The organism is Nocardioides salarius (assembly GCF_016907435.1).
In the GTDB taxonomy this organism is placed as follows: Bacteria; Actinomycetota; Actinomycetes; order Propionibacteriales; family Nocardioidaceae; genus Nocardioides; species Nocardioides salarius.
Genome location: NZ_JAFBBZ010000001.1, coordinates 2,827,243 through 2,852,353 on the forward strand (window position 1 = coordinate 2,827,243; position 25,111 = coordinate 2,852,353).

Genomic DNA, 25,111 nt, shown 5'->3' on the forward strand with positions numbered 1-25,111 from the left:
AGCCGACCGGAGCGAGCCCCCGCCGCGGTGCTGGCCCGGGGCCGTACCCGGCTGGCACCCTGGGCCCATGGTCTCGGATCTGCGTCGCTGCCGGAACGGTCACGAGGTGCCCCCGGCTGCCTCCATCTGCCCCACCTGTGGCGACGGGGGCTCGGTAGGGGACGCCTCGCCCGGCCCCGACGAGCCGTCCGGCGGCTGGGCGTGGATCGTGGTCGGGCTCGTGGTCACCACCGCAGGGCTCATCACCGGGATCGACTCGACGGAGCCGCCGAGCGGTCGAGCCCTGGTCAGCCTCGTGGTCGTGGTGCTGGGCTTGGTCCTCCTCGGCATCGGCGTCGTCGCCCAGGGTGTGCTCGTGGGGCTGCGCCGGTGGCAGCACGAGAGCGGTCGTCCGGCGCGGTGACGTGGGGACCTGGGAGACACACCCGGTCACCCCCGACCGGTTCGAGGACTTCGCCGACGTCGTCAACCCGAACCGGCGCGCCTCGCACTGCTGGTGCCTGTCGCACCGGCTCCCTGCCTCCCAGGTCGAGGAGCTGGGCCGGGGCAGCCGTGAGCGGGCGATGCGGTCGCTGTGCGAGCGCGAGCACCCGCCGGGCGTGGTCACCTACCGCGACGGCGTGCCCGTGGGTTGGTGCAGCATCGGTCCCCGCGCCGACAACCCCAAGCTGGCCGCGTCGAGGCTGATCAGGCCCGTGGACGACCTGCCCGTGTGGAGCATCATCTGCGTCGTCGTACGAGGTGGTCACCGCCGGCAGGGGGTGACGACAACGCTGCTCGAGGGCGCGGTGGCCTGGGCGGCGTCCGAGGGGGCGCCGGCCGTCGAGGCCTACCCGGTCGACCCGGTGGGGGAGCGGATGGACCTGACGATGGCCTTCGTCGGCACCCGGGCGATGTTCGAGAAGGTGGGCTTCGAGGTCGTCGGCACGACGGCCGCCGTGGCCAGCCGGATGCCGCGCCTCGTGGTGCGGCGCGACCTGCCTTGAGGGGGAGGAGGTCCCGGCGTCCGTCGTCGGTCCGCAGTGGGCCGTCGGTGGCTCCTGGTGGCCATCCACAGGGACCGATCACCCCTTGACTAGAACACCAGTTCGAGTAAAATCGGGGTATGCAGACGCCGCTGGACGACCTGAGCGAGGCCGAGGTCCTCGACCGGGCCTCAGCCTGCGCGCGCTCCGTCCGCGAGGCCGAGGTGGAGCTGCTGGTCCTCGCCCAGCACTGGGCGGTGATGCACTCCGCGGAGCGGCTCGACCCCCAGCAGCGGCGCCTGCCCGGGCGCGAGCAGGCCCGCCGCTACGGCGGTGAGGGGGTCGCGGAGGTCACCGAGTTCGCCGCCGCCGAGCTCGGCGCCCGCATCGGGCTCACCACCTGGGCCGCGGCCCGTCTGATCGGCGACGCCCAGGACCTCCACCACCGCCACCCCGCGCTGTGGGCGCGCGTGCAGGCCCTCGAGGTCCGGGCCTCCTACGCCCGCCACGTGGTCACCAAGACCCGCGAGCTCTCCCGCGCCGAGGCCGCCCACGTCGACGCCGAGGTCGCCGAGTCGGCCGACGGGCGCATCCCCTGGACCCGCTTCGAGGCGCTCGTGGCCGGCAAGGTCGCCTCCGCCGCCCCCGCGATCGCCCGCGAGAAGGAAGAGCGCGCCAAGAAGGCCCGCTTCGCCAAGATCATCGGGCGACCCGAGCACGGCATGGCCTCCTTCCTCATCCGCGCCGACGTCGCCACCATCACCCGCATCGACCGCGCCGTCAGCGCGCACGCCACGACGCTCCAGGCGGCACTGCCCGACGAGCCCGGCGCCCTGCGCGAGGACGACGAGGCCCGCACCGACGAACGCAGCGTCACCATCGACGACCGCCGCGTCCTGGCCGCCCTCCAGCTCACCACTGGCACCACCGAGCCCGGCGCTGCGGACGTGGGGCCGCGGGTCGACCTGGTGGTCCACCTCGACGGCCGCGACCAGGTCGAGCTCGACGAGCACGGCCGCCCCCTCGAGGCGGTCGCCCGCCTCGAGGGTCACGGCCCCGTCACCCGCGCCTGGGTCCGCGACACCCTCGGCCCCCACGCACGCTTCACCATCCGCCCCGTCCTCGACCTGGCCCACCAGGCCCCCGTCGACGCCTACGAGATCCCCGCCCGCCACCGCCGAGCCGTGCGCCTGCTCTCCCCGGCCGACACCTTCCCCTACGGCTCCTGCACCAGCGAGCACCTGCAGGTCGACCACACCGACCCCCACGGCCGGGGCGGTCCCAGCAAGATCGGGAACTACGGTCCGCTGACCACCAGCCACCACCGCCTCAAGACCCACGGGCAGTGGCAGGTCCGACAACCCTTCCCCGGCATCCACCTGTGGCGGGACCCCCACGGCGCCACCTACCTCGTCGACCACACCGGCACCCGACCCCTCGGCCAACAAGCCGGGGCCCCGCCGCCGCCACCGCGACGACCCACCAGCACCTTCGAGATCTACCGACCCGACATCCAGCTCGTCCTCGACCCCGCCGCCTGATCAGGGCTGCTCGTCGGAGACGTCGGGGACGTCGGGGACGTCGGGGAAGAGGCGGCGTGAGCCGGAACCCTCGTCGGCGAGCACGTCGTCAGGGTTGTAGAGCCGGCAGCGCTGCAGGGACAGGCATCCGCACCCGATGCACCCGTCCAGCTCGGCGCGGACCTTCTCCAGGTCGGCGATGCGCTGGTCGATGACCGGACGCCAGCGGGCCGACATCCGGGCCCACTGGACCCGGGTCGGGGCGGCCTCGGCCGGTACGTCGGCGAAGGCTGCGCCGACGTCGTCGAGGGTCAGGCCCACCCGCTGCGCGGCCCTGATCACGGCGACGCGACGCAGGACTGCCCGCGCGTAGCGCCGTCGGTCGCCGGCGGTACGCGTGCTCGTGATGAGACCTCGGGCCTCGTAGTAGCGCAGGGCGGACGGGGCGAGGCCCGAGCGTCGAGCCACCTCGCCGATGGTGAGCAGGTCCCGCCGATCCATGTTGACCTCAAGTGCACTTGACGTTGTCCGATCGACGGCATGGTAGTCATCCAGAACAGCGACGACGACGCGTTCAAGCGGGTCCACCAGTCCGGCCCCGGGCGGAGGAGGTGGCCGTCCAGGCGTCGTCCGCCGATCCTCCAGGGCGTCCCGCACGGGACTGGTCGGGCCGACTCGCGCGCCTGGCGCGACCCGCTCGGCGAGCTGCGGTGAACGCTCACCTCCCGTCGACAAAACCTCTTGTCCCGCCCCGAGGCCCGGCGTACGGTCTTTCGCACACGGGAAAGGAGGTGGTCCGGAGAATGAGTTCTTCCAGGACGCGTGAGGTGGCTGCCCGCTAGCAGCCCCAGCAGGACGACGGGGCAGGAGTGCCCCTGACGCTGCTGGCGAATCCCAAGCAGCTGCCCGACCCGCAGGTGGCCCGGCTCCGTCCGCCGGGCACGGCCCTCGTCTCGAGGGTCACGCCTGCGGGTCGCTGCATGTCCGGACCCGTTCGCGGGTTGCTCGGGGAGGGCTCCGGGAATAAGGTTGCGCAAGTCAACCGTTAATCCCAGCGTGAATCGAGAGTCCGTGACCCAGGCCCCCCACCCGACCGGCAGCCCCGGCGACACCGCAGCCGCCCCGGCGGAGTCCGAGGTGGCCATGACGCACCGCCAGGTGCTCGAGGCGCTGAGCGGACTGCTGCTGGCGATGTTCGTGGCCATGCTCTCGAGCACCGTGGTCACCAACGCGCTGCCGCGCATCGTGGCCGACCTCGACGGCACCCAGACCGGCTACACCTGGGTCGTGGTGGCCACCCTGTTGGCCATGACTGCCACCACGCCGGTGTGGGGCAAGCTCTCCGACCTCTTCAGCAAGAAGATGCTCGTGCAGCTGGCGCTGGTGATCTTCGCGATCGGCTCGCTCATCGCGGCGCTCGCGCCCAGCATGGAGGTGCTCATCGGCGCGCGCGTCGTGCAGGGCCTCGGTGTCGGCGGGCTGACCGCCCTGGTGCAGGTCGTGATCGCCAGCATGATCACGCCGCGCGAGCGCGGGCGCTACTCCGGCTACATCGGCGCCACCTTCGCCCTCGCCACGGTCTCAGGCCCGCTCATCGGCGGCCTGATCGTCGACTCCCCGCTCGGCTGGCGGGGCACCTTCTTCGTCGGCCTGCCCTTCGCCGTGGTGGCCTTCGTGCTGCTGCAGAAGACCCTGCGCCTGCCGGTCGTCAAGCGCGAGGTGCACATCGACTACACCGGCGCCACGCTCATCGTCGCCGGCGTCAGCCTGCTGCTGGTGTGGGTCAGCCTGGCCGGCAACCAGTTCGACTGGGTCTCGCCCGTCTCGGCACTGCTCGTCGTCGCCGGCCTCGTGGTCGTGGCCGCCGCGGTGTACGTCGAGGCCCGCGTGGCCGTCGAGCCGGTGGTGCCGCTGGGCCTCTTCCGCGACCGCACCATCGCCCTGGCCACCACGGCCTCGGTGCTGATCGGCGTGGCCATGTTCGGCTCCACCGTCTACCTGTCGCAGTACTTCCAGACCGCCCGCGGCATGAGCCCGACCCACGCGGGCCTGATGTCGATCTGCATGGTCGGCGGGCTGCTGGTCTCGAGCATCGTCTCGGGCCGGCGGATCACCACCACCGGGCGGTGGAAGCGCTGGCTGGTCTCGGGCATGGTCCTGACCGTGGTCGGCCTGGCCCTGCTCGGCACCATCGACGAGACCACCGACCTGCGCGTGGTCGGCGTCTTCATGGCGGTCCTGGGCGTCGGCCTGGGCGCCACCATGCAGAACCTGGTGCTGGCGGTGCAGAACAGCGTGCCGCTGAGCCAGCTCGGCGCGGCCAGCTCGGTCGTCGCGTTCTTCCGCTCCCTCGGTGGCTCGGTGGGCGTCTCCGTGCTCGGGGCGCTGCTGAGCACCCAGGTCGCCACCAAGGTCACCGCCGGGCTTCGCGACCTCGGCATCGAGGAGACCGGGCACAGCAGCCACGAGATCCCCGACCTCGCCACCCTGCCGGCCCCGGTGCGCGGGGTCTTCGAGCAGGCCTTCGGCGAGTCCTTCGGCCACATCTTCCTGGTCGCCACCCCGCTGGCGCTGCTGGCCCTGGTCTGCGTCGTGGCCATCCGCGAGGTGCCGCTGCGCACCACCCACGACATGGTCCCGGTCGCGCCCGCCGACTCCGCGCCCGAGGCCACCGCCGACCTGGTCGAGGACGCCGAGGGCGTCGACAGCCGGGCGGCGGCTACGCTGCCGCCACGATGACCGCCTCACGAGCAGAGTCCCTCATGCGCCTGGAGCAGGAGGTGGGCGTGATGATCCGCCGCGTGAAGCGGGTGATCGGGGAGCGTGCCCACGCCGTGCACCCCGACCTGCAGCCGGCGTCGTACCTGATGCTGGCCTACCTGGGCCAGCACGGCCCGATGCGGGCCTCGGTCGCGGCCGAGATGTTCAACATCGACAAGGGCGCCATCAGCCGCCAGGTCGCGCACCTCGTCGACCTCGGCCTCGTCGAGCGCACCCAGGATCCCGACGACGGCCGCGCCTCGCTCATCTCGGCCACCGCGTCGGCCGTCGAGCGGCTGACCGCGGTCGCCGAGCACCGGCGGCGCTGGCTCGACGAGCGGCTCGACGACTGGGACGCCGAGGAGCTCGAGGACTTTGCGCGCGTGCTGGGCCGCTACAACGAGGCCCTCAACCGCAGCTGAGGGCCCCGCCGGGCAGCGTCAGGAGCGCACCCAGACCGCGGTGTCGCCGGGCAGCAGGTCGGAGACCGGCCCGCTGCTGGCCACGACCTCGCCCTGGGGGCGGCTGACCGGGGTGGAGCCGCAGTTGAGCACCACGGTCACCGGCCCGCGCCGGAAGGCCAGCACGTCGCGGCCCAGGTCGAGCATCTCGACCTCGCCGGTGGCGCTGCTCAGCGCCCGGCGCGCCGCGAGCGCGCGCTGGTAGAACGCCAGCGTCGAGTCGGGGTCGACCCGCTGGGCGTCGACGGTCACGTCGGCCCAGCCCTCGGGCTGGGGAATCCACGGCTGGCCCTCGCCGGGCCCGAAGCCGAACGGCGGCTTCTCGCCCGACCACGGCATCGGCACCCGGCAGCCGTCGCGGCCGACCTCGCCGGTGCGCAGGTAGGACGGGTCCTGCCGGTGCTCGGGGGCCACGTCGACCTGCTCGAGCCCCAGCTCCTCGCCCTGGTAGACGTACGACGAGCCGGGCAGCGCCAGCATCGCCAGCGTCGCGGCGCGCGCCCGGGCCAGGCCCTTCGCGCCCCCGCCGTAGCGGGTCACGTGGCGTACGACGTCGTGGTTGCTCAGCACCCACGTCGGGCTGGCCTGCACGTCGGCGAGCGCGGTGAAGGTGCCGGTGATGACGCCCTCGAACGCCTCGGCCGACCACGGGGCCAGCAGCCAGGAGAAGTTGAAGGCCTGGCTCATCTCGTCGTCGCGCACGAACTGCGCCATCGACTCGGGGGTCTGGGTCCAGGCCTCGGCCACCAGCATCCGGTCGCCGTCGTACTCGGCGAGCACGTCGTGCCAGCGCCGGTAGACGTCGTGCACCTCGGGCTGGTCCCACATCGGCTCGTCGCGCAGGGTGCGCTCGACCATCGAGCGCTCCTCGTTGATCGGCGCCGCGCTGTCGGGCTGCTCGCCCTCGGCGACCACCTGGTCGCGCAGCGACTCCTCCTTGAGCAGGCCGTGCGCCACGTCGACGCGGAAGCCGTCGACCCCGCGGTCGAGCCAGAAGCGCAGCACGTCGACGAACATGTCGCCGACCTCGGGGTTGCGCCAGTCGAAGTCGGGCTGGGTGGAGTCGAAGAGGTGCAGGTACCACTGCGGGTCGTCGTCGCGCCCGTCCGGGTGCTCGGCCACCCGGGTCCACGCGGCGCCGCCGAAGACCGACTGCCAGTTGTTGGGCGGCTCCTGGCCCTGCGGGCCGCGGCCGTCGCGGAAGAGGTAGCGCGCGCGCTCGGGGCTGCCGGGCTCGGCGGCCAGCGCGGCCTGGAACCACACGTGCTGGTCGGAGGAGTGGTTGGGCACCAGGTCGGCGATGATCTTGAGGCCCAGCTCGTGGGCGGTCGCCACGAGCGTGTCGGCGTCCTCGAGGGTGCCGAAGAGCGGGTCGATGTCGCAGTAGTCGCTGACGTCGTACCCGTGGTCCTTCTGCGGGGAGCGGTAGAACGGCGAGATCCACACCGCGTCGACGCCCAGGTCGCGCAGGTAGGGCAGCCGGGCGGTGATGCCGGGCAGGTCGCCCACGCCGTCACCGTCGGCGTCGGCGAAGGAGCGCGGGTAGACCTGGTAGATGACGGCGTGGCGCCACCACTCGGCGCCGGCGCCCTGGTTTGGATCGTTCAAAGCCATGTCCTCCAGTGTTCCACACGCTCCCGGCCCGGGCACGCTCAGGCGAACGCGTCGGGGGAGACCTCGATCCACACCTGCTCGGCGCGCCCGACCACCGCTCCGCGCGGGTCCACGACGGTCGTCGCGGTGCGGTGCTTGCGGCCCTCGCTGCCGCGCGCCAGGCCGACCACCACGTGCTCCTCGCCGGCCACCGGGGTGCGCAGCACCTCGGCGGTCATCCGGCCCAGCACCATCATCCGGTCCTCCATGTCGGCCGCCCAGGCGCCGGCGCAGTCGAGCGCCGCCCAGACCACGCGCAGGTCGGCCTCCCCGGCCACCCAGGGCGCGGCCACCCGCGGGCGCCCGTCGAGGTCGTCGACGCGCCCCGGGAAGATCCGCAGGCCGTCGCCCGGCTCGCGGGCGGTGCCGCAGCTGAAGCAGGTCGGGAAGGGGTGCTGCTCGAGCCCCGGGTAGCGGGTCGCGGCCTCGCGGGCGAGCGCCGTCGACACCGCGGCCACACCCTCGGGCGCGAGCGTGGCCCGGCGGGCCACCAGGGCCGGCGCGCCCTCGTGCAGCGCGGTCACGACGCCGTCGTCCTCGACGACCTCCATGGGGGTGTCGAGCGGCGGCGGCTGGCGCAGCGTCACCTCGACCGCCCCGCCGTCGGCGTCGACGTACGCCGCCAGGGCACCCGCCGACCAGCCGCCGTTGCCGGAGCCGGCGGGGCCGTTGAAGCGGGCGGGGACCACGAGGGCCTCGAGGGTCGAGGAGGAGGGGTTCATCCCTTGATCCTCTCGTACCTGTCGAGGGCCTCCTGGCGCTCCTCCTTGTGGTCGAGCATCGGCGCCGGGTAGCCGACCAGGTCGCGGGTGTCGGCGTCTGGCTCGTGCGGGTCGGGCACCTGGTCGGGGTCGGCGAGCTCGCTGACCCAGCGGCGCACGTAGGCGCCGTCGGGGTCGAAGCGCCGGCCCTGCGTGGTGGGGTTGAAGACCCGGAAGAACGGCGAGGCGTCGGTGCCGCTGCCGGCCGTCCACTGCCAGCCGTGGTTGTTGCTGGCCAGGTCGCCGTCGACGAGCCAGTGCAGGAAGTGCCGGGCGCCGTGCTGCCACTCCACGTGCAGGTCCTTGACCAGGAAGCTGGCCACGATCATCCGCAGCCGGTTGTGCATCCAGCCGGTCGCGCGCAGCTGGCGCATGCCGGCGTCGACGACCGGGAAGCCGGTGCGCCCCTCCTGCCAGGCGGTGAGCTGGTCGCCGGGGCGGTCGTAGTCCATGCGCGAGAACTCGGGCTTGTAGTAGTCGCGGGCCGAGTCGGGTCGCCGGTAGAGCACGTCGGCGTAGAACTCGCGCCACGCCAGCTCGGTGCGGTAGGTCTGCGCGCCCCTGCTCCGCTTCGCGCCCAGGTCGGCCAGCAGCGTGCGCGGGTGCACCTCGCCGTACTTCAGGTGCACCGACATCCGGCTGGTGCCGTCGCGGTCGGGCCGGTCGCGGTCGGTGTCGTAGTCGTCGACGCGGTCGAGGAACTCCGCCCACTGCCGCTGGGCCGAGGCCTCCCCGGGCTCGGGCAGGTCGAGGCCCGCGGGGACGCGCGGCTCGGGGATCTCGGTGGTGCCCTCGTCCAGCCGCAGCCACGAGACCCCGGTCGGGGCGTCGGCGGGCGCGTCCCAGCCCATGTCGTTCCAGGCCCGCGAGAACGGGGTGAAGACCTTGTAGGGCGCGCCCGAGCCGTTGCGCACCCGCCCGGGGTCGACGGCGTACGGCGACCCGGTGCGCACCAGCTCGATGCCGGCGTCGGCGAGGGCCTGCTCGACCGCCTCGTCGCGCTCGCGCCCGTAGGGGCCGAAGTCGGCGCTGACGTGCACCCGCTCGGCGCCGACCGCCCCGGCGGCCAGCACCACGCGGCGCACCGGGTCGCCGCGCACCACCGACAGCGTCCCCCGGCGCCGGCGCAGCGAGGCGTCGAGCGAGCGCAGCGAGCCCGCCAGGTAGGCCTGCCGGCTCGGACCGGCCGGACCCCACAGGCGGGGGTCGAGCACGAAGAGCGGCAGCACCTCCCCGTCGGCGCCTGCCTCGACGAGCGCTGGGTTGTCGGAGAGCCGCAGGTCGCGGCGGAACCACATCACGCTGACCACGCCACGAGCCTGCCAGCGCGGCGGTGGGGCCAGCACACCCGAGCGGTCGCGGCCCGCGGGGCGGGGGTGTGGACCCTGTGGTGGACAATGGTCGGGTGAGCGACCTGATCGACACCACCGAGATGTACCTCCGCACGATCTACGAGCTCGTGGAGGAGGGGATCGTGCCCCTGCGCGCCCGGATCGCCGAGCGGCTGCACCAGAGCGGGCCGACGGTGTCGCAGACGGTGGCGCGCATGGAGCGCGACGGGCTGCTCACCGTCGAGGGCGACCGCCACCTCGAGCTGACCGAGGACGGGCTGCGGCTGGCGACCCGGGTGATGCGCAAGCACCGCCTGGCCGAGCGCCTGCTGATCGACGTCATCGGCCTGGAGTGGGAGCTGGTGCACGAGGAGGCGTGCCGCTGGGAGCACGTCATGTCCGAGACCGTCGAGCGCCGCCTGCTCGAGCTGCTCGACCACCCCACCGAGTCGCCGTACGGCAACCCGATCCCGGGCCTCGACGAGCTCGGCCAGACCAGCACTGCTGAGACCTTCATGAGCGGCGTCGAGTCGCTGACCAGCGCCGCCAGCCCCGAGGAGGGTCGGGTGCTGGTGCGCCGCATCTCGGAGGAGATGCAGAAGGACGAGCAGCTGATGAGCGCGCTGCGCCGCGTCGGCGCGCTGCCCGACAAGACCGTGACGATCGTGGCCACCGAGGCCGGGGTGCTGGTCGGCGCGGCCGGCGAGAGCGCCGAGATCGTGCCCGAGGCCGCCGACCACATCTTCGTGCGCAGGCTCTAGGCCGGGACCGCCTCGGCACGCAGGTCGGCCAGGGCGGTGAGGAACTCGCTGCAGCCGGCGTGCACCGTGCGGGTGGCCAGGTCGTCGCCCCTGGTCGCGCCCCGGTTGAGGACGACCACGGGGGTGCCGGCCTTGGCGGCCCGCTTGACGAAGCGCAGCCCGCTCATCACCGTCAGGCTGGAGCCGGCGACCAGGAGCGCGCCGCCGCTCGGCCCGAGCGCCTCGACGGCCTCGTAGCAGCGCGCCACCCGCGCCGGCGGCACGTTCTCGCCGAAGAAGACCACGTCGGGCTTGAGCAGCCCACCGCACTCGCAGTCGGGCACGACGAAGCCGTCGGTCTCCTCGAGGGCCACGTCGCCGTCGGGGTTGCTGGCCACGTCGGCATGCTGCTCGGCGAAGCCGGGGTTGAGCGCGGTCAGGCGCCGGTGCAGGTCGGCGCGGGCGCTGGTCGCGCGGCACGAGAGGCACACGACGTCGGCGATCCGGCCGTGCAGGGCGACCAGGCCGGGGGTGCCGACGCGCTCGTGGAGGCCGTCGACGTTCTGGGTGATCACCAGGTCGGCGCCCAGCCGGGCGACCGCGAGATGGCCGGGGTTGGGCTCGGCGTGGCGCATCCGGCCCCAGCCCAGGTGGCTGCGGGCCCAGTAGCGACGCCGCGGGCCGGGCCCGGAGACGAACTCCTGGTAGGTCATCGGGGTGCGCCGGGGGGCGCCCGGGCCGCGGTAGTCGGGGATGCCCGAGTCGGTCGACAGCCCGGCGCCGGTGAGCACCACCAGCGGCCGGCCGGCCAGCAGCCCGAGCGCGTCGTTCACCGGGCGTACCGCTCCGCGGCCCGGGCCCGTGCCTTGGCCGCCTCGACCTCGCGGTCCTTGGGCGGTGCGGTGGTGACCAGGGCGTCGAGCAGGTGCCGGGTGGCCTCGGCGACCTCGGCCACGGCCCGGTCGAAGGCGGCCTGGTTGGCCTGGGACGGCTTGGTGGACCCGCTGACCTTGCGCACGTACTGCAGCGCCGCGGCCTCGACCTCGTCGGTGCTCGCCGGCGGCTCGAAGTTGTGGAGCTGGCGGATGTTGCGGCACATGCCCACGAGAGTACGTCGCCGCCACGTGGACCGGTGCTGCCGTGAGAAGGGCCGTGCTGGTTCGATGGGGCCATGGCTGCCACCCCTGATCCCGCCTCCCGCTCCGAGCGCGAGCACGACCTGGTGCTGCTCGGCGCCACCGGCTTCACCGGTCGGCTGACCGCGGAGTACCTGGCGCGCAACGCCCCCGCCGGCCTGCGCTGGGCGCTGGCCGGACGCAACCCGGAGAAGCTGGCGGGGGTGCGCGCCGACCTGGCCGCCATCGACCCGGCGCTGGGCGAGCTGCCGCTGGTGACCGCCGACTCCGGCGACGCCGCGTCGCTGGCCGCGCTGGCCGGCAGCACCCGCGTCGTGATCACCACCGTCGGGCCCTACCTCGAGCACGGCGAGCCGCTGGTGGCCGCCTGCGCCGCCGCGGGCACCGACTACGTCGACCTCACCGGCGAGCCCGAGTTCGTCGACCGGATGTACCTGGCCCACCACGAGACCGCCGAGCGCACCGGCGCGCGCATCGTGCACGCCTGCGGCTTCGACTCGATCCCCCACGACCTGGGGGCCTGGTACACCGTCCAGCAGCTGCAGGCCACCGGCCCGGTCACGGTGCGTGGCGTGGTGCGCGCCTCGGGCACCTTCTCCGGCGGCACCTTCCACTCCGCGATGGGGGCGACCTCGCGGATGAAGCAGACCCGTGAGGCCGCCAAGCAGCGCCGCGAGGTCGAGAAGCGCCCCGAGGGCCGGCGCAGCCGCGCGGTCGCCGGCAAGCCGCACCGCGACGGCGAGCTGGGCTACTACCTGCTGCCGCTGCCCACCCTCGACCCGATGGTGGTCGCGCGCAGCGGCGCAGCGCTCGACTCCTACGGCCCCGACTTCCGCTACTCCCACTACATCGGCACCAGGACGCTGCGCTACGCGGTGGGCGGGATGGCCGGCCTGGTCGGGATCGGCGTGGCCGCGCAGGTCCCGCCCGTGCGCAACCTGCTCAAGAGCCGCATCAAGCAGGGCGAGGGTCCCTCGCCGGCGCGCCGGGAGAAGAGCTGGTTCACCGTCGACTTCATCGGCGAGGGCGACGGTCGCACCATCCACACGCGCGTCTCCGGCGGCGACCCCGGCTACGGCGAGACCTCCAAGATGCTCGCGGAGTCGGCGCTGTGCCTGCTCCACGACGACAACCCGACCACCGCCGGCTGCGTGACCACGGCCCAGGCGATGGGGGAGAACCTCACCGCCCGGCTGATGGCCGCCGGCATCCGCTTCGAGACGGTCGAGGGCCAGCGCGAGGGCTGAGCGGCCGCGCGGGGCGCGGCTGGCGGGGACTGTCGGTGCGCTGCGGCAAGATGGTCCTCGTGCCTCCCCGCCTGCCCACCGCCCCGCTCACCACGCCGGCGGCCTCCGACGCGGCGGCCCGGGCGGCGATCTTCCCGCGGGTGCGCTGGATGGGCTCGAAGCACAAGCTGCTGCCGCACCTGGCCCAGGCCTTCGCCGACGTCGCGCCCGCGGCGGGGCCCGGCTCGGCGCTCGACGCCTTCAGCGGCTCGGGCGTGGTGTCCTACCTGCTCAAGCACCAGGGCTGGTCGGTGCACAGCAACGACTACCTGGGCTTCCCCGGCGTGGTGGCCAGCGCCGGCGTGGTCAACCACGACACGGTGCTCTCGGACGACGACGTCGAGCGCATCCTGGGCCCGGCCGCCGACGAGCGCGACTTCGTGCGCCGCACCTTCACCGGCGTCTACTTCACCCCCGACGACCTGGCCTTCCTCGACTCGGCGTGGAGCCACATCGACACGATGAGCGGCGGGGGCCGCGCGGTGGCGATCGCCGCGCTGTGCCTGGCCGCGGCGCGCAAGCAGCCCCGCGGGGTCTTCACGCTCACCGGTGACCTGAGCCGCTACGACGACGGGCGCCGCGACCTGCGGCTGAGCCTGCGCGAGCACTTCGTCGAGCGGGTCGCCGACTACAACGCGGCCGTCTTCGCCGGGCCGCGCGAGTGCACGGTCTCCTCGCTGGAGATCGGCGAGCTGCCGCAGCGCCGCCACGACCTGGTCTACCTCGACCCGCCGTACGCGCCGCCGGCCGACGACAACGACTACACCAAGCGCTTCCACTTCCTCGAGGGGCTCTCGCGCTACTGGGTGGGCGACACGATCATGTGGGACACCAAGAGCCGCAAGCTGCCCAAGCGGGTCACCAAGTACTCCTCGCGGCGCACCATCGAGGAGGCCTTCCGCGAGGTGTTCAAGCAGTTCCACGACTCGCCGTTGGTGCTCTCCTACTCCTCCAACGCGCTGCCCGACCTCGAGACGCTGGTGCGGCTGCTGCGCGAGGTCAAGGACGAGGTGGAGGTGCGCCGGGTGCCGCACACCTACCACTACGGCACCCACCGCTCCGCCGTACGCCGCTCGGTCGACGAGTACCTCTTCCTCGCCCGATGAGCGCCGCCGACACGGAGGCGATGCAGGCCTACCTGACCCGGCTGCGGCGCCTGACCACCCACGTCGCGGTCGACGAGGCCTCCGAGCAGGCCGACGCGATCGTGGCCGCCGGCGCGAGCCTGGGCGAGCTCGACGAGGTCTCGGTCGAGTCGCTGACCCGCTGGGTGCGCGCCCGCCCGGCCGACGTCTACGCCCTGGGCCTGGCCGTGGGGCTGTCGCAGGAGAAGCTGAAGAACCTGCTGCGGGTCGCGTTCGGCACCACCTCGTGGGTCAAGGCGGTCGCCGCCGACGCCCGCGGGGTCGTGGTGTGGCTCGACGAGGAGCTCGGCCTGCTGGAGGCCCTCGAGGCCCAGCGGCACCGCACCTACACCTTCGGCGACGTGCTGGCCGCGCGCGGCACCAGCCGCCAGACCGCCAGCAGGGCCGGGGTCGCGGGGAAGATGATCGAGGACGCCGTCGAGCAGGTGGTGCGCGACCTGGGCCTGCCCTACGAGATGCGCGGGCGCTTCGTGGGCCGCAACGGCGAGACGGGGCCGGCCGACCTGGCGGTGCCGGGCTTCGACGGCGCACTGATCGCGGTGGCCTGCAAGGGCTTCGACTCCACCGGCTCCAAGCTCACCGCGGCCGTGACCGAGGTGATGGACATGGCGAGCGTGTCCTTCGCCCACCAGTACGTGCTGGCCGTCGTCGACGGGATCGGCTGGCTCAGCCGCCAGGGCGACTTCCGGCGGATGCATGCCCTGCTCGAGCAGCACCGCATCGACGGGCTCTACGCCCTGGCCGACCTCGACGCCTTCCGCGCCGACCTGCACGCCGCCGCCGTGCGCCACGGGCTGCTGGAGGGCCCCCTGCCCGACGGTCCGGGGGTCAGCGTGCCCGGGGAGGCGCTGGCGGCCCGCGCCGAGGTGCCCGACGCGCAGCTGCACCTCGACCTGTGAGGCCACGCGTCACGAAGAAGTGGGTGCCCCAGGCAGGAGTCGAACCTGCGACCTTTCGCTTAGGAGGCGGCTGCTCTATCCGCTGAGCTACTGGGGCTGCGCCGCTATTTTGGCAGCACCGCGTGCCTGGCACGAAAGCAGGGCGGGCACCGGGCGGCCGTGCCGCAGGTAAAGAGATGGGCGATGATGGTCAGGTGAGCGAGCGAGGAGGAGCCCCAGCGGCCTCGGGGCGGCCGTGGGCCGTGCTGGCTGCCGTGGTCGCTGCGGTGGTGCTGGTGGGTGCGGTCGTCGGCGTGTCCGTGGCGGGACTGGTGCCGGCGGGCAAGGCGGAGCCGGAGTCCGAGGGGCGCCAGCGGGTGGCGCGGCTGGAGGGGCGCGAGCTCGCCGCGACCATCCGGGTCGTCTCGCAGAACGTCTTCCACGACCTCGACCGGGCTGACACCGAGCACGACATGAGCCGCATCTTCGCCCGGGGCGGCGTCGACGTCGTGGCCTGGCAGGAGGCGCACACCGGGCACTTCGTGGCGCTGCACCCGCGCTACCGCGCCCAGGGGTGGCGCACGGCGTACTTCGACCAGGCCAAGGGCAGCCAGGGCGACGCGATCTCGTGGCGCAGCGACCGGTTCGCGCTCGTCTCGCGCGACGCCTGGCCGATGCACCCGGGGGCCGGTCCGCGCGCCACCCAGCGACCCTTCGCGGCGCGCTGGGTGACCACGGTGCTGCTGCGCCACCGCGAGAGCGGTCTCACCGTGCGCGTGGTCAACACCCACGTCAACCACTTCATCGAGACCGGCCAGCGCTTCCGCCGCAACATCAACGCCCGCTACGCCAAGACCCACCTCGCCTGGCTGGCCGAGCGGTGGGACACCTGGTCCGGCGACGTGGTGGTCGGCACCGGCGACTACAACTTCGACCACGCCGACGACCGGGACGCCCGGCCCCGGGGCGGGATCACCCGCGAGTTCGAGGGCCGCGCGGTGTCGTCGTACGAGGCGCTCGGCCTGGCCGGTGTGAAGCCCACCCTGGCCGGCCGGTGGGTCGACTACGTGTTCCTGGCCCAGCGCACCGTCGACGAGGGCCGCGCCCAGCTGGCAGCCCACCGCAGCCTCGGCGGCTTCCGCTCCGACCACCGGCCGCTGCAGGCCACGGTGCGCCTCTACCGCTGACGTCTCGCGCGAGCACCTGAGAGGGCGCTGAGCGGAGTTGGACCAGCGATGGGGCGCGCCGCACAATCGAGGCGTGACCGACCCCGACCCGACGCCGCACGCCGAGGTGGCGACCCCGGTCGCCGCCGGCGCCCGCGCCGGTCGCCGGCGGGCCAAGCCCCGCCGCTCGCACACCGTGGGCCGGGTGCTGGTCGCCACCCTGGTCGTCCTGGGCATGGTCTCCGGGCTCTCGGTGACCTACCTCTACCGGCACTACAGCGACAACCTCACCGTCCTCGACATCGAGGACCAGCTGGTCGGCGAGCGCCCCGACAAGGTCGAGGTCGCCGGGCCGCAGGAGCCGCTCAACGTGCTCGTGATGGGCTCCGACAGCCGCGACGGCGAGGGCAACAACATCGACGGGCTCACCGGCGGGGGCGAGCGCTCCGACACCACGCTGCTGCTGCACCTCTCGGCCGACCGGGAGCGCGCGTACGGCGTCAGCATCCCGCGCGACTCGATGGTCGACCGGCCCGCCTGCCGCACCGAGGACGGCACCGAGATCCCGGCCGAGTCCTACACGATGTGGAACGAGGCCTTCCAGCTCGCCGGGCCCGCCTGCACCATCCAGCAGTTCGAGGAGCTCAGCGGCATCCGCCTCGACCACTTCGTCGTCGTCGACTTCGAGGGCTTCCAGGGGATGGTCGACGCCGTCGGCGGCGTCGAGGTGTGCATCCCCGAGACCATCGACGACCGTGCGCACGGCATCTACCTCGAGGCCGGCACCCGCAAGCTCGAGGGCATCCAGGCGCTGAACTACGTGCGCGAGCGCTACGCGCTCTCGGGCGGCTCCGACATCGGCCGGATGAAGCGCCAGCAGGCGTTCATCGCCTCGATGGCCAGCACCGTGCTCTCCTCCGACACCCTGGCCCGTCCCGACCGGCTGCTGGCCTTCCTCGAGGCCGCCACCGAGTCGCTGACCCTCGACGAGGGGCTCGGCAACCTGGTGAGGATCGCCCGGCTCGGCTACGAGTTCCGCGGCATCGGGGCCGACAAGGTCCAGTTCATGACCATCCCCAACACCGTCGACCCCCAGGACCCCAACAAGCTGGTGTGGACCGAGGACGCCGCCGGGGTCTGGAACGCCCTGGCCGAGGACGAGCCGCTGACCAAGAAGCTGCGCAGCGACGTCATCAGTGCCGGCAAGGTGCCCGGCTCCTCCTCGGGTGACTCGGGCGACTCGGGTGGCTCCGGCGGCGGGAACGGCGGCGGGAACGGGCTGGCGAGCGACGAGGCGCTCGAGGCCGCGGGGCTGTGCACGTGAGCGCGCCGGAGCGCGAGAGCGCCTGGGAGCGCCGCAAGCGGCTGGCCGAGGTCTTCGGCGACGCGCTGCCCGAGACGACCAGCGACGAGCGCTCCGACGACGAGCGCGAGCGCCGGGACGGCGACGCCTGGCTGCGGGCCCAGGTGCCGCCGCACCACGGCGACTAGCGGCGCGAGCCTCAGGCGGTCGGGGTGTCCCGACCGGCGAGGAGCGCGTCGCGGATCTCGCGCAGCAGCACGGTGTCCTCCGGCGTGCCCGGCGCGGGGCTGGGGAAGTACTTCTCCTTGGCCTTGGTGTAGGGCAGCACGACGAGGAAGTAGACGATCGCGGCCAGCATCAGGAACGAGATCACCGCGTTCATGAAGGCGCCGAACGAGTTCTCGTCGTTGGTGAAGATGTCGCTGGCGCTGTCGGGGAGCTGTGCGGTGAGCCAGTTGGTGAACGTGGTGACCACGAGACCGAACGATGTGGCGATGATGACGGCGACCGCGAGGTCGACCAGGTTGCCGCGCAGGACGAAGCTCTTGAACCCACCCATTGACGAAGCCTTTCTGTGTGCGTGCAGCCCGTCTGGGCCACCTCGACCCTAGTGCGACCAGGCGTAGGACAGGAAGGACCTCGCCGCGGCCTCGCTGATCGTGGGGACGCCCGCCGGGTCGACGCCGAGCACCACCACCCGCCCGCCCAGCCCGGTCGCGGCGCTGCCCGCGGTCACCGACGGCTCCGGCAGCGCGAGCACCGTGACCCCGGGCGCGACCACGCCCGAGCCGCCCTCGGCGGGGTCGGTGGCCACCAGGTCGATGCGGTCGCCCACCGCCAGCAGTGCGGCCGCCTCGGGGTCGGGCAGGCGCACCGGCAGCGCGACCACGCCCGCGCCGGCGTGCTCGCCCAACCCGGGCCCGACCAGCCGCGCGCGGCTCACCGGCTCGCCCCGGGTCAGCGGCGAGGCCAGCACCTCGCCGACGGGCTCCGCCACGAGGTCGGCGGGCACGCTGTCGAGCGCGAAGTCGACCGTCGTCAGGTCGTCGTCCGCGATGACCGCGCCGCCGGGCAGGTCGTGGGCGGCGACCCGCACCGCCACGCCGGGCGGGGGAGGCTGGGTGGCCGCCTGCAGCCCGGCCAGCACGGCGACCGCGCCGAGCAGGGCGGCGAGCGGGCGGCGCCGGGCCAGCAGCGAGCGGCGTACGCCGAGGGCGGCGCGACGCAGGCGGGTCAGCGGCGGGTCGGGGTGGCGCGGGTCGGCGGAGAGCACCCGGCGACGCTAGGCCGTGCGGGGCCGCTGCCGCTCCGCTCCTCCACAGCCCCGGGAGCCGCGGCTCAGGAGGAGGCGGCGGGGGTGCTGCTCGAGGTGCTGCTCGACGACCCCGACGAGGTCGACGAGGTCGAGCCGGACGAGCCGCTGCTCGAGGTCGACTCCTTGCTCGGGGACGTCGACGGGGCCGACGAGCCGTTGCTGCTGGAGCCGCTGCTGCCCGAGCCCGACTCGCTGCGGCTGTCGGTGCGGTAGAAGCCGGAGCCCTTGAAGACGACGCCGACGGCGTTGAAGAGCTTGCGCAGCCGGCCCTCGCACTCGGGACACGTGGTCAGCGCGTCGTCGGAGAAGCTCTGGAACTGCTCGAAGGCGTGGCCGCACTCGGTGCAGGCGTACTGGTAGGTCGGCATCGTGTCTCCGCAGGGGTGGCGCCCGTGGGCGCGTGGAACTGTGACGGTCGATCGTGACGCGGCGCTGGCACTCGGCTGCGCCGACTGCTAATCCTACGTCAGGGCAGAATGGCCGCCACCATGACCGACACCACCTCGAGCGCCAGCGCCCAGCAGCCCGACCCGGCCACCGGTCCCAGCCCCGCGGCGCCCGGCGGCCCGGCCGGGGCGGTGGCGGCGTTCGTGGTCGGCACCTGGCGAGGGTTCCGCTCCCTCCCGCTGCCGATGCGCCTGACGGCGTACGTCGCCCTCGGGCTGGTGCTGCTGCTGGTGCTGGCGACGGCCACCACGACCGTGCTGGTACGCCGTCCGCTGCCCCAGACCGCCGGCAGCGTCGAGATCGCGGGGCTCGACGGCGAGGTGGAGGTGCTGCGCGACGAGCACGGCATCGCGCAGGTCTACGCCGACACGATGGGCGACCTGGCCCGAGGGCAGGGCTACGTGCACGCCCAGGACCGCTTCTTCGAGATGGACGTGCGCCGCCACGCGACGGCCGGCCGGCTGGCCGAGCTCTTCGGCGAGGAGGCCGTCGAGAGCGACGCCTACGTGCGCACGATGGGCTGGCGCCGCGTGGCCGAGAAGGAGGTCGCGCTGCTGACCCCCGACACCCGCGCCTTCCTCGAGGCCTACGCCGACGGCGTCAACGCCTACCTCGACGACCGTGGCACCTCCAGCATCTCGGTCGAGTACACGGTGCTGCGCCTGGGCGGCCTGGACTACCAGCCCGAGGACTGGACGCCCGTGGACTCCCTGGCGTGGCTCAAGGCGATGGCCTGGGACCTGCGCGGCAACATGGGCGACGAGATCGACCGGGTGCTCAGCGCCGACGCCGTGGGCACCGAGCGGGCGGCCGAGCTGTTCCCCGCCTACCCCTACGACGAGGTGACCCCGATCGTCACCCAGGGCGCCGTGGTCGACCAGGTCTACGAGCAGGACGCCGAGCGCGGCCAGACCCGGCTGCCGCTGCGTCCGGGCTTCGAGGCCGACCAGCGCGCTGCCCTGCGCGACCTGCGCGACGGGATGGAGCGGATGCCGGCCTGGCTGGGCCGCGGCGAGGGCATCGGCTCGAACTCGTGGGTCGTCTCCGGCGAGCTGACCGAGTCGGGCGACCCGCTGCTGGCCAACGACCCGCACCTGGGCACCAGCCTGCCGGGGGTGTGGACCCAGATGGGGCTGCACTGCCGCGACGTCGGGCCGCAGTGCCCGCTCGACGTCAGCGGCTTCACCTTCTCCGGCGTGCCCGGCGTCATCATCGGCCACAACGCCGACGTCGCCTGGGGCTTCACCAACCTGGGCCCCGACGTCGCCGACCTCTTCGTCGAGCGGGTCAGCGGCGAGGACGTGCTCCGTGACGGCGAGCTGCGCCCGCTGCGCATCCGCGAGGAGGTGATCCGCGTGCAGGGCGGCGAGGACGTGCGCATCACGGTGCGCACCGGCAGCCACGGCCCGCTGGTCTCCGACGTCGCCGAGCAGCTGGCCGAGGTCGCCGACGTCGCCTCCGGCAGGCTCGGCACGATCGTGCCCGAGGGTGGCGAGGCCGCCGTGGCGCTGCAGTGGACCGCGCTGCAGCCCGGCACCACCGCCGACGCGATCCTGGCGCTCAACCTGGCCACCGACTGGGACTCCTTCCGTGCCGCGGCCGCCGACTTCGAGGCGCCCGCCCAGAACCTCGTCTACGCCGACACCGAGGGCCACATCGGCTACCAGGCGCCCGGGCGCATCCCGATCCGCAAGTCGGGCAACGACGGCACGGTGCCCTCGGCCGGCTGGCTGCCCGAGAACGACTGGACCGGCAGCGTCGTGCCGTACGACGCGCTGCCCAGCGTGCTCGACCCCGACGAGGGGTTCGTGGTCACCGCCAACCAGGCGGTCGTGGGGCCGGGCTACCCCTACTTCCTCACCGACGACTGGGACCGCGGTGCGCGCTCAGAGCGCATCCGCGACCTGCTGACCGAGCGCCTCGCGGCCGGCCCGGTCGACGCCGACGACATGCTCGAGGTGCAGCTCGACACGCGCAACCCGATGGCCCCGGTGCTCGTGCCGCACCTGCTCGACGTGCCGCTGGACGGCGGGTACGCCGACGACGGGCAGGAGCTGCTCGGCGACTGGGACTTCAGCCAGCCCGCCGAGGGCGAGCACTCCGCCGCGGCGGCGTACTACAACGTGGTGTGGGCCAACCTGCTCGACCTCGTCTTCGACGACGAGCTGCCCGCCGACCTGGCCGCCGACGGCGGGCAGCGCTGGATGGCCGTGGTGACCGACCTGCTCGACGAGCCCGACGACCCCTGGTGGGACGACGTGGTGACCGAGGAGGTCGAGACCCGCGACGACACCCTCGCCCGGGCCATGACCGAGGCCCGCGACGAGCTGGTGCGCCGGCAGGCCCGCGACGCCGAGAGCTGGACCTGGGGCCACCTGCACCGCCTCGACCTGCGCTCGGCCACGCTGGGGGAGTCGGGCATCGGCCCGGTCGAGGCGCTGCTCAACCGCGACGACTGGGGCGTGGGCGGCGGTTCCGCGATCGTCGACGCCACCTCGTGGGACGCCGCCGAGGGCTACGCCGTCACCGCGGCCCCCTCGATGCGCCTGGTCACCAGCCCCGGCGACTGGGACGCCTCGCGCTGGATCAACCTCACCGGCGTCTCCGGGCACCCCGCCAGCTCCCACTACACCGACCAGACCGACCTGTGGGCCGCCGGCGAGACGCTGCCCTGGCGCTTCAGCGACGACGCCGTCGAGGCGGCCACCGAGGACCGGCTGGTCCTGCAGCCCCCCGACTGACCCCCGTCGGTCGAGCAGCGACGAGCGCCAGCGAGGAGCGTCGCCGAGACCCGGTGACCGTCGTGGTCGCCGTACGCCGTGTGCTCGCTGGGTCTCGGCGTCGCTCGAGCCTTCGGCCCTCGCTGCTCGACCAACGGGTGCTTGCGGCGTGTGGAGTGGTCACAGACGACGCTGCCAGGGGCTCAGTGCTTGTCGTTTGTGACCACTGCGGTCGTGGGCGTTGGTCGAGCAGTGGCGAGCGCCAGCGAGGAGCGTCGCCGAGACCCGGTGACGTGCCCACGCGCCGTACGCCGTGGGCTTGCGGGGTCTCGGCGTCGCTCGAGCCTTCGGCCCTCGCTGCTCGACCAACGATTGCCGTTGGTCGAGCAGTGACGAGCGCCAGCGAGGAGCGTCGCCGAGACCCGGTGACTGGCGTGGTCGCCGTACCCCGTGTGCTCGCGGGGTCTCGGCGTCGCTCGAGCCTTCGGCCCTCGCTGCTCGACCAACGATTGCCGTTGGTCGAGCAGTGACGAGCGCCAGCGAGGAGGGTCGCCGAGACCCGGTGACTGGCGTGGTCGCCGTACGCCGGGGGCTTGCGGGGTCTCGGCGTCGCTCGAGCCTTCGGCCCTCGCTGCTCGACCAACGGCGGGCCCTCAGCGGGCGGCCACCCGGTCCGGCGCCCGCACCCGACCACGGGAGACGCGCACGACGCGACCCTCGTCGGCGGCCACCCGCAGCGCGCGGGGGAAGCGGCCCGGACCCCAGAAGCGGGCGTTGACGGCGTCGGCGAGATCGGCGACCGCCATCTCCTCGTGCTCGGCCATCGCCGCGCTGATCAGTTCGATCTCGGAGTCCAGCGCCCGCTCGGACGGCTCGTCGGGGGCGGGTGGGAGCCAGGGCGAGCCGACCCCTCGGCCGGGGCCCGGGCGGTAGCGCCGGCTGCCGGTGCTGCCCGCCAGCTGTCGGGCCCGACGATCCCGGATGCGCGCGTCGCGCTCGCGGCGCTCGACGGCCCCGGGGTCCTCGCGGTCCCCGTCGTCCTCGGACCCGTCGTCCGCGGACTCCTCGCCGAAGTCCGTCTCCTCGTCGCTGGTCAGCGGCGCGGCGAGGCTCTCGAGGTCGCTCTTCTCGGCCTTGACGCCGAAGGCGAGCTCGACGAGCCCGCCGATCGCCATCACGCCGGCACCGATGTAGAAGGCCAGCGCCACCAGGCTGCGGTCGCCGGACTCGATGAGGCGCCCGAAGAGCAGCGGGCCGGTGATGCCGCCCACGGCGGTGCCGACGGCGTAGAAGAACGCGATCGCCAGGGCCCGCGTCTCCATCGGGAAGATCTCGCTGACCGTCAGGTACGCCGCGCTCGCGCCGGAGGAGGCCAGGAAGAAGGCCGCGGCCAGGATGGCCAGGAAGACCCAGCGGTTGCCCTCGGTGCCGGTGAGGTAGAGACCCAGCACCACCGCGACAACCGCCGAGCCCAGGTAGGTGCCGGCGATCATCGGCTTGCGGCCGACGGTGTCGAAGAGGCGGCCCAGGGTCACTGGTCCGGCGAAGTTCGCCAGCGCCCAGACGATGACGAAGAGCGGCACCATGCCCGAGGAGACGTCGTAGAAGCCGTTGAGCAGGGTGCCGAGGTTGAACGTGACGCCGTTGTAGATGAACGCCTGGCCCACGAAGAGCGCCAGGCCCAGCACCGCCCGCTTCGGGTACCTGGTGAAGGCCACCTTGGCGATCTCACGGAACGGGATCGCCTTGCGCTGGCGGACGACCAGGGTGTCCTCGGGCTCCTCGAGCTCCTGCCCGGTCTCCTCGCGCACGTCGTCCTCGATGTCGCCGACGATGCGCTCGGCCTCGTCCTCCTGCCCGTGGATGAACAGCCAGCGAGGGCTCTCGGGGACGTGGCGGCGCACCACGAGGATGGTCAGCCCGAGCACCGCCCCCAGCCCGAAGGCCAGGCGCCACCCGAGGTCGGCGGCGAAGATGGAGGTGTTGAGCAGCACCAGCGCCAGCGCCGAGCCGGCCGCGGAGCCGAGCCAGTAGGAGCCGTTGATGGTCAGGTCGACGCGCCCGCGCACCCGGGCCGGGATCAGCTCGTCGATGGCCGAGTTGATGGCGGCGTACTCACCACCGATCCCGGCACCGGTGAAGAACCGGGTGACGTAGAAGAACAGCGGCGTGGTCGCGAACGCCGTGGCGACCGTCGCGACGATGTAGACCGCCAGCGTGATCAGGAAGAGCTTCTTGCGGCCCCACCGGTCGGTGAGCTGGCCGAAGAAGAGCGCTCCCAGGGTGGCGCCCACGATGTAGATGGCCGCAGCGAGGCCGATCTGGCCCGCGCCGATGTCGATGCCCGAGCCGTCCTCGGTGAGCCGGGCGGCCACGTTGCCGACCATGGTCACCTCGAGCCCGTCGAGGATCCACACCAGGCCCAGGCCGAAGACGACGCGCCAGTGGAACCTCGACCACGGAAGCCGGTCCATCCGGGCCGGCACCTTGGTCTCGATGCGCCCGAGCTCCGCCGTGCTGCTCATCGGGCCACCCCCGTCGCCGCGACGCCCTCACGGCGCTGGCGCAGCCAGCGCCACACCCGCAGCGGGAACATCCCCAGCAGCGGCGCCTTGCGGCCCAGGTCGCCGGAGGCCGGGCGGTCGAAGGCCGCGGCGTAGTGGGCGGCGGCCCGGGCGGAGGCGTACTCCTTGGAGCCGCCCGCCCCGCAGCCGCGCTCGCAGGCCCAGGTCATCACCGCCCCCTCGCTGCGGAAGCGGTGGCGGTGGTCCAGCAACCGACACGTCAACGGCGGCGCCGTGGTCGGGGGCGCGGTCGTGGTCATGGGGGCTCCTCTCGTCGCGGCCCCCGCGTCCTCGGGTCGACGAGGGGACCACCCCGACGACTACCCGGGGCTCCGACGGACCCGGTTCACCCTCCCGGGCAGGGTCGCCCGGTCGGGCGAAGCCGCCGCAGGCCGGCGGGGGAGACCACCGCCGTGACCGGACGGTCGTGCGGCTCGCGGGGCACGTCGAGGCCCACCTCGTCGTCGTGCAGCAGCACGCAGGTGAAGGTGTCGACGGGCACCCGCGCCAGCGCCCGGTCGTAGGAGCCGCCGCCCCGGCCGAGCCGCATCCCGTCGGCGGCCACCGCGAGGCCCGGCACCAGCAGCACGTCGGCGCCCGCCACCGCGTCGGGGCCCAGGCGCTCACCGTCGGGCTCGAGCAGGCCACGCGTGGCCGGGCGCAGGTGCCCGTCGCCCTCGTGGCGCGACCAGTCCAGGTCGCCGTCGGGCAGCAGCACCGGCAGCAGCACCCGGCGGCCCGAGGCGCGCAGCGCCTCGAGGAGGAGGGCGGTGCCGGGCTCGCCGCCCACCGAGACGTACGCCGCCACGGTGGCCGCGCGGCGTACCTCGGGGCTGGCCAGCAGGTGCTCGGCGACCGCCCGGGCGACCTCCTGGCGCTCCAGGAGCGGGCGGCGGCGACGGGCGGTGAGCACCCGGTCTCGCAGGGCGGTCTTGGCCGCGCTCACGGCTCGCGCCGCCC

The 25,111-nt window shown here is 73.6% G+C and carries 25 protein-coding genes and 1 tRNA gene; 13 read left to right on the forward strand and 13 right to left on the reverse strand.

Features of this window, described 5'->3' with window-relative positions; genetic code table 11:
- Window positions 1–106 precede the first annotated feature (106 nt).
- The 3 genes from JOE61_RS13595 (at window position 107) to JOE61_RS13605 (ending at window position 2,506) form a co-directional block, all read left to right on the forward strand.
- Window positions 107–403, forward strand: coding sequence for a hypothetical protein (locus tag JOE61_RS13595; protein ID WP_193668616.1), 297 nt, complete (start codon window positions 107–109; stop codon window positions 401–403).
- A 1-nt stretch (window position 404) separates the two neighbouring features.
- Entirely contained in the window at window positions 405–986 is a 582-nt protein-coding gene (locus JOE61_RS13600; RefSeq protein ID WP_193668615.1) for a GNAT family N-acetyltransferase, read from the forward strand.
- A gap of 119 nt (window positions 987–1,105) precedes the next feature.
- The gene (locus JOE61_RS13605; RefSeq protein ID WP_193668614.1) at window positions 1,106–2,506 is read left to right on the forward strand and encodes an HNH endonuclease signature motif containing protein; all 1,401 of its coding nucleotides are present in this window, start codon (window positions 1,106–1,108) and stop codon (window positions 2,504–2,506) included.
- On the opposite strand, the gene soxR is transcribed toward JOE61_RS13605, so the two are convergent.
- Window positions 2,507–2,986, reverse strand: a complete 480-nt coding sequence (gene soxR / locus JOE61_RS13610; RefSeq protein ID WP_193668613.1) for a redox-sensitive transcriptional activator SoxR — start codon at window positions 2,984–2,986, stop codon at window positions 2,507–2,509.
- A 570-nt stretch (window positions 2,987–3,556) separates the two neighbouring features.
- Here soxR and JOE61_RS13615 point away from each other — a divergent pair.
- Complete coding sequence (locus JOE61_RS13615) at window positions 3,557–5,224, forward strand: MDR family MFS transporter (RefSeq protein ID WP_307823010.1); 1,668 nt, start codon at window positions 3,557–3,559, stop codon at window positions 5,222–5,224.
- Between the two features lie 23 nt (window positions 5,225–5,247).
- Entirely contained in the window at window positions 5,248–5,667 is a 420-nt protein-coding gene (locus tag JOE61_RS13620) for a MarR family winged helix-turn-helix transcriptional regulator (RefSeq protein WP_227491592.1), read from the forward strand.
- Between the two features lie 18 nt (window positions 5,668–5,685).
- Here JOE61_RS13620 and JOE61_RS13625 read toward each other — a convergent pair whose 3' ends face one another.
- The 3 genes from JOE61_RS13625 to JOE61_RS13635 are packed head-to-tail and all read right to left on the reverse strand — an operon-like array spanning window position 5,686 to window position 9,430.
- Window positions 5,686–7,320, reverse strand: a complete 1,635-nt coding sequence (locus JOE61_RS13625; protein ID WP_193668611.1) for a glycoside hydrolase family 13 protein — start codon at window positions 7,318–7,320, stop codon at window positions 5,686–5,688.
- Window positions 7,321–7,358: 38 nt separating this feature from the next.
- Window positions 7,359–8,081 carry a hypothetical protein gene (locus JOE61_RS13630; protein ID WP_193668610.1) on the reverse strand — a complete coding sequence of 241 codons (723 nt, stop codon included), beginning with the start codon at window positions 8,079–8,081 and terminating at the stop codon, window positions 7,359–7,361.
- A complete protein-coding gene (locus JOE61_RS13635; RefSeq protein WP_307823011.1) occupies window positions 8,078–9,430 on the reverse strand; it encodes a cryptochrome/photolyase family protein in 1,353 nt (450 codons plus the stop codon). The genes JOE61_RS13630 and JOE61_RS13635 overlap by 4 nt, the downstream gene beginning before the upstream one ends.
- A 95-nt stretch (window positions 9,431–9,525) precedes the next feature.
- Here JOE61_RS13635 and JOE61_RS13640 point away from each other — a divergent pair, with 95 nt between their 5' ends.
- A complete protein-coding gene (locus tag JOE61_RS13640; protein ID WP_193668609.1) occupies window positions 9,526–10,212 on the forward strand; it encodes an iron-dependent transcriptional repressor DtxR in 687 nt (228 codons plus the stop codon).
- On the opposite strand, the gene JOE61_RS13645 is transcribed toward JOE61_RS13640, so the two are convergent.
- The gene (locus tag JOE61_RS13645; RefSeq protein ID WP_193668608.1) at window positions 10,209–11,024 is read right to left on the reverse strand and encodes a Sir2 family NAD-dependent protein deacetylase; all 816 of its coding nucleotides are present in this window, start codon (window positions 11,022–11,024) and stop codon (window positions 10,209–10,211) included. The two genes, JOE61_RS13640 and JOE61_RS13645, sit on opposite strands and share 4 nt — an antisense overlap.
- On the reverse strand, window positions 11,021–11,290 hold the full coding sequence (locus tag JOE61_RS13650; RefSeq protein WP_193668607.1) for a DUF2277 domain-containing protein: 270 nt from the start codon (window positions 11,288–11,290) through the stop codon (window positions 11,021–11,023). The genes JOE61_RS13645 and JOE61_RS13650 overlap by 4 nt, the downstream gene beginning before the upstream one ends.
- 72 nt (window positions 11,291–11,362) lie before the next feature.
- On the opposite strand from JOE61_RS13650, the gene JOE61_RS13655 reads away from it, so the two are divergent.
- The 3 genes from JOE61_RS13655 to JOE61_RS13665 are packed head-to-tail and all read left to right on the forward strand — an operon-like array spanning window position 11,363 to window position 14,657.
- Window positions 11,363–12,574 (forward strand): saccharopine dehydrogenase family protein, encoded by a 1,212-nt coding sequence (locus tag JOE61_RS13655; protein WP_193668606.1) that lies wholly within the window; start codon window positions 11,363–11,365, stop codon window positions 12,572–12,574.
- A 59-nt stretch (window positions 12,575–12,633) separates the two neighbouring features.
- Entirely contained in the window at window positions 12,634–13,719 is a 1,086-nt protein-coding gene (locus JOE61_RS13660) for a DNA adenine methylase (protein WP_204797242.1), read from the forward strand.
- A complete protein-coding gene (locus tag JOE61_RS13665) occupies window positions 13,716–14,657 on the forward strand; it encodes a hypothetical protein (protein ID WP_204797243.1) in 942 nt (313 codons plus the stop codon). Before JOE61_RS13660 ends, JOE61_RS13665 begins: the two co-directional genes overlap by 4 nt.
- A 24-nt stretch (window positions 14,658–14,681) precedes the next feature.
- Here JOE61_RS13665 and JOE61_RS13670 read toward each other — a convergent pair.
- Window positions 14,682–14,754, reverse strand: a tRNA-Arg gene (locus JOE61_RS13670).
- Window positions 14,755–14,851: 97 nt separating this feature from the next.
- On the opposite strand from JOE61_RS13670, the gene JOE61_RS13675 reads away from it, so the two are divergent.
- From JOE61_RS13675 to JOE61_RS13685, 3 genes are all read left to right on the forward strand, one after another.
- Window positions 14,852–15,823 (forward strand): exonuclease/endonuclease/phosphatase family protein, encoded by a 972-nt coding sequence (locus JOE61_RS13675; protein ID WP_193668605.1) that lies wholly within the window; start codon window positions 14,852–14,854, stop codon window positions 15,821–15,823.
- Between the two features lie 73 nt (window positions 15,824–15,896).
- Window positions 15,897–17,126 (forward strand): LCP family protein, encoded by a 1,230-nt coding sequence (locus tag JOE61_RS13680; protein ID WP_307823012.1) that lies wholly within the window; start codon window positions 15,897–15,899, stop codon window positions 17,124–17,126.
- Window positions 17,123–17,293: a hypothetical protein gene (locus JOE61_RS13685; RefSeq protein WP_193668604.1), complete on the forward strand. Its 171-nt coding sequence runs from the start codon at window positions 17,123–17,125 to the stop codon at window positions 17,291–17,293. The genes JOE61_RS13680 and JOE61_RS13685 overlap by 4 nt, the downstream gene beginning before the upstream one ends.
- 11 nt (window positions 17,294–17,304) lie before the next feature.
- On the opposite strand, the gene JOE61_RS13690 is transcribed toward JOE61_RS13685, so the two are convergent.
- From JOE61_RS13690 to JOE61_RS13700, 3 genes are all read right to left on the reverse strand, one after another.
- Window positions 17,305–17,664, reverse strand: a complete 360-nt coding sequence (locus JOE61_RS13690; protein ID WP_193668603.1) for a large conductance mechanosensitive channel protein MscL — start codon at window positions 17,662–17,664, stop codon at window positions 17,305–17,307.
- Between the two features lie 48 nt (window positions 17,665–17,712).
- Window positions 17,713–18,378: an SAF domain-containing protein gene (locus JOE61_RS13695; RefSeq protein WP_307823013.1), complete on the reverse strand. Its 666-nt coding sequence runs from the start codon at window positions 18,376–18,378 to the stop codon at window positions 17,713–17,715.
- A 65-nt stretch (window positions 18,379–18,443) separates the two neighbouring features.
- Window positions 18,444–18,788 carry an FmdB family zinc ribbon protein gene (locus JOE61_RS13700; RefSeq protein ID WP_193668602.1) on the reverse strand — a complete coding sequence of 115 codons (345 nt, stop codon included), beginning with the start codon at window positions 18,786–18,788 and terminating at the stop codon, window positions 18,444–18,446.
- 120 nt (window positions 18,789–18,908) lie between these two features.
- On the opposite strand from JOE61_RS13700, the gene JOE61_RS13705 reads away from it, so the two are divergent.
- Complete coding sequence (locus JOE61_RS13705; RefSeq protein WP_227491590.1) at window positions 18,909–21,608, forward strand: penicillin acylase family protein; 2,700 nt, start codon at window positions 18,909–18,911, stop codon at window positions 21,606–21,608.
- Between the two features lie 632 nt (window positions 21,609–22,240).
- On the opposite strand, the gene JOE61_RS13710 is transcribed toward JOE61_RS13705, so the two are convergent.
- The 3 genes from JOE61_RS13710 to JOE61_RS13720 form a co-directional block, all read right to left on the reverse strand.
- Window positions 22,241–24,112 (reverse strand): MFS transporter, encoded by a 1,872-nt coding sequence (locus JOE61_RS13710; RefSeq protein WP_193668601.1) that lies wholly within the window; start codon window positions 24,110–24,112, stop codon window positions 22,241–22,243.
- Window positions 24,109–24,411: a hypothetical protein gene (locus JOE61_RS13715; protein WP_193668600.1), complete on the reverse strand. Its 303-nt coding sequence runs from the start codon at window positions 24,409–24,411 to the stop codon at window positions 24,109–24,111. Before JOE61_RS13715 ends, JOE61_RS13710 begins: the two co-directional genes overlap by 4 nt.
- 86 nt (window positions 24,412–24,497) lie before the next feature.
- Window positions 24,498–25,097, reverse strand: a complete 600-nt coding sequence (locus JOE61_RS13720) for a 5-formyltetrahydrofolate cyclo-ligase (protein ID WP_307823014.1) — start codon at window positions 25,095–25,097, stop codon at window positions 24,498–24,500.
- Window positions 25,098–25,111: the final 14 nt, after the last annotated feature.

Excerpts from the sequence above, each read along its gene's own strand:
- JOE61_RS13710 (WP_193668601.1), bottom strand. The coding sequence starts at position 24,112 with ATGAGCAGCACGGCGGAGCTCGGGCGCATCGAGACCAAGGTGCCGGCC.
- JOE61_RS13690 (WP_193668603.1), bottom strand. The coding sequence starts at position 17,664 with ATGGGTGGGTTCAAGAGCTTCGTCCTGCGCGGCAACCTGGTCGACCTC.
- JOE61_RS13705 (WP_227491590.1), top strand. The coding sequence starts at position 18,909 with ATGACCGACACCACCTCGAGCGCCAGCGCCCAGCAGCCCGACCCGGCC.
- JOE61_RS13655 (WP_193668606.1), top strand. The coding sequence starts at position 11,363 with ATGGCTGCCACCCCTGATCCCGCCTCCCGCTCCGAGCGCGAGCACGAC.
- JOE61_RS13665 (WP_204797243.1), top strand. The coding sequence starts at position 13,716 with ATGAGCGCCGCCGACACGGAGGCGATGCAGGCCTACCTGACCCGGCTG.
- JOE61_RS13715 (WP_193668600.1), bottom strand. The coding sequence starts at position 24,411 with ATGACCACGACCGCGCCCCCGACCACGGCGCCGCCGTTGACGTGTCGG.
- soxR (WP_193668613.1), bottom strand. The coding sequence starts at position 2,986 with ATGGATCGGCGGGACCTGCTCACCATCGGCGAGGTGGCTCGACGCTCG.
- JOE61_RS13700 (WP_193668602.1), bottom strand. The coding sequence starts at position 18,788 with ATGCCGACCTACCAGTACGCCTGCACCGAGTGCGGCCACGCCTTCGAG.
- JOE61_RS13625 (WP_193668611.1), bottom strand. The coding sequence starts at position 7,320 with ATGGCTTTGAACGATCCAAACCAGGGCGCCGGCGCCGAGTGGTGGCGC.
- JOE61_RS13620 (WP_227491592.1), top strand. The coding sequence starts at position 5,248 with ATGCGCCTGGAGCAGGAGGTGGGCGTGATGATCCGCCGCGTGAAGCGG.
- JOE61_RS13650 (WP_193668607.1), bottom strand. The coding sequence starts at position 11,290 with ATGTGCCGCAACATCCGCCAGCTCCACAACTTCGAGCCGCCGGCGAGC.
- JOE61_RS13605 (WP_193668614.1), top strand. The coding sequence starts at position 1,106 with ATGCAGACGCCGCTGGACGACCTGAGCGAGGCCGAGGTCCTCGACCGG.
- JOE61_RS13630 (WP_193668610.1), bottom strand. The coding sequence starts at position 8,081 with ATGAACCCCTCCTCCTCGACCCTCGAGGCCCTCGTGGTCCCCGCCCGC.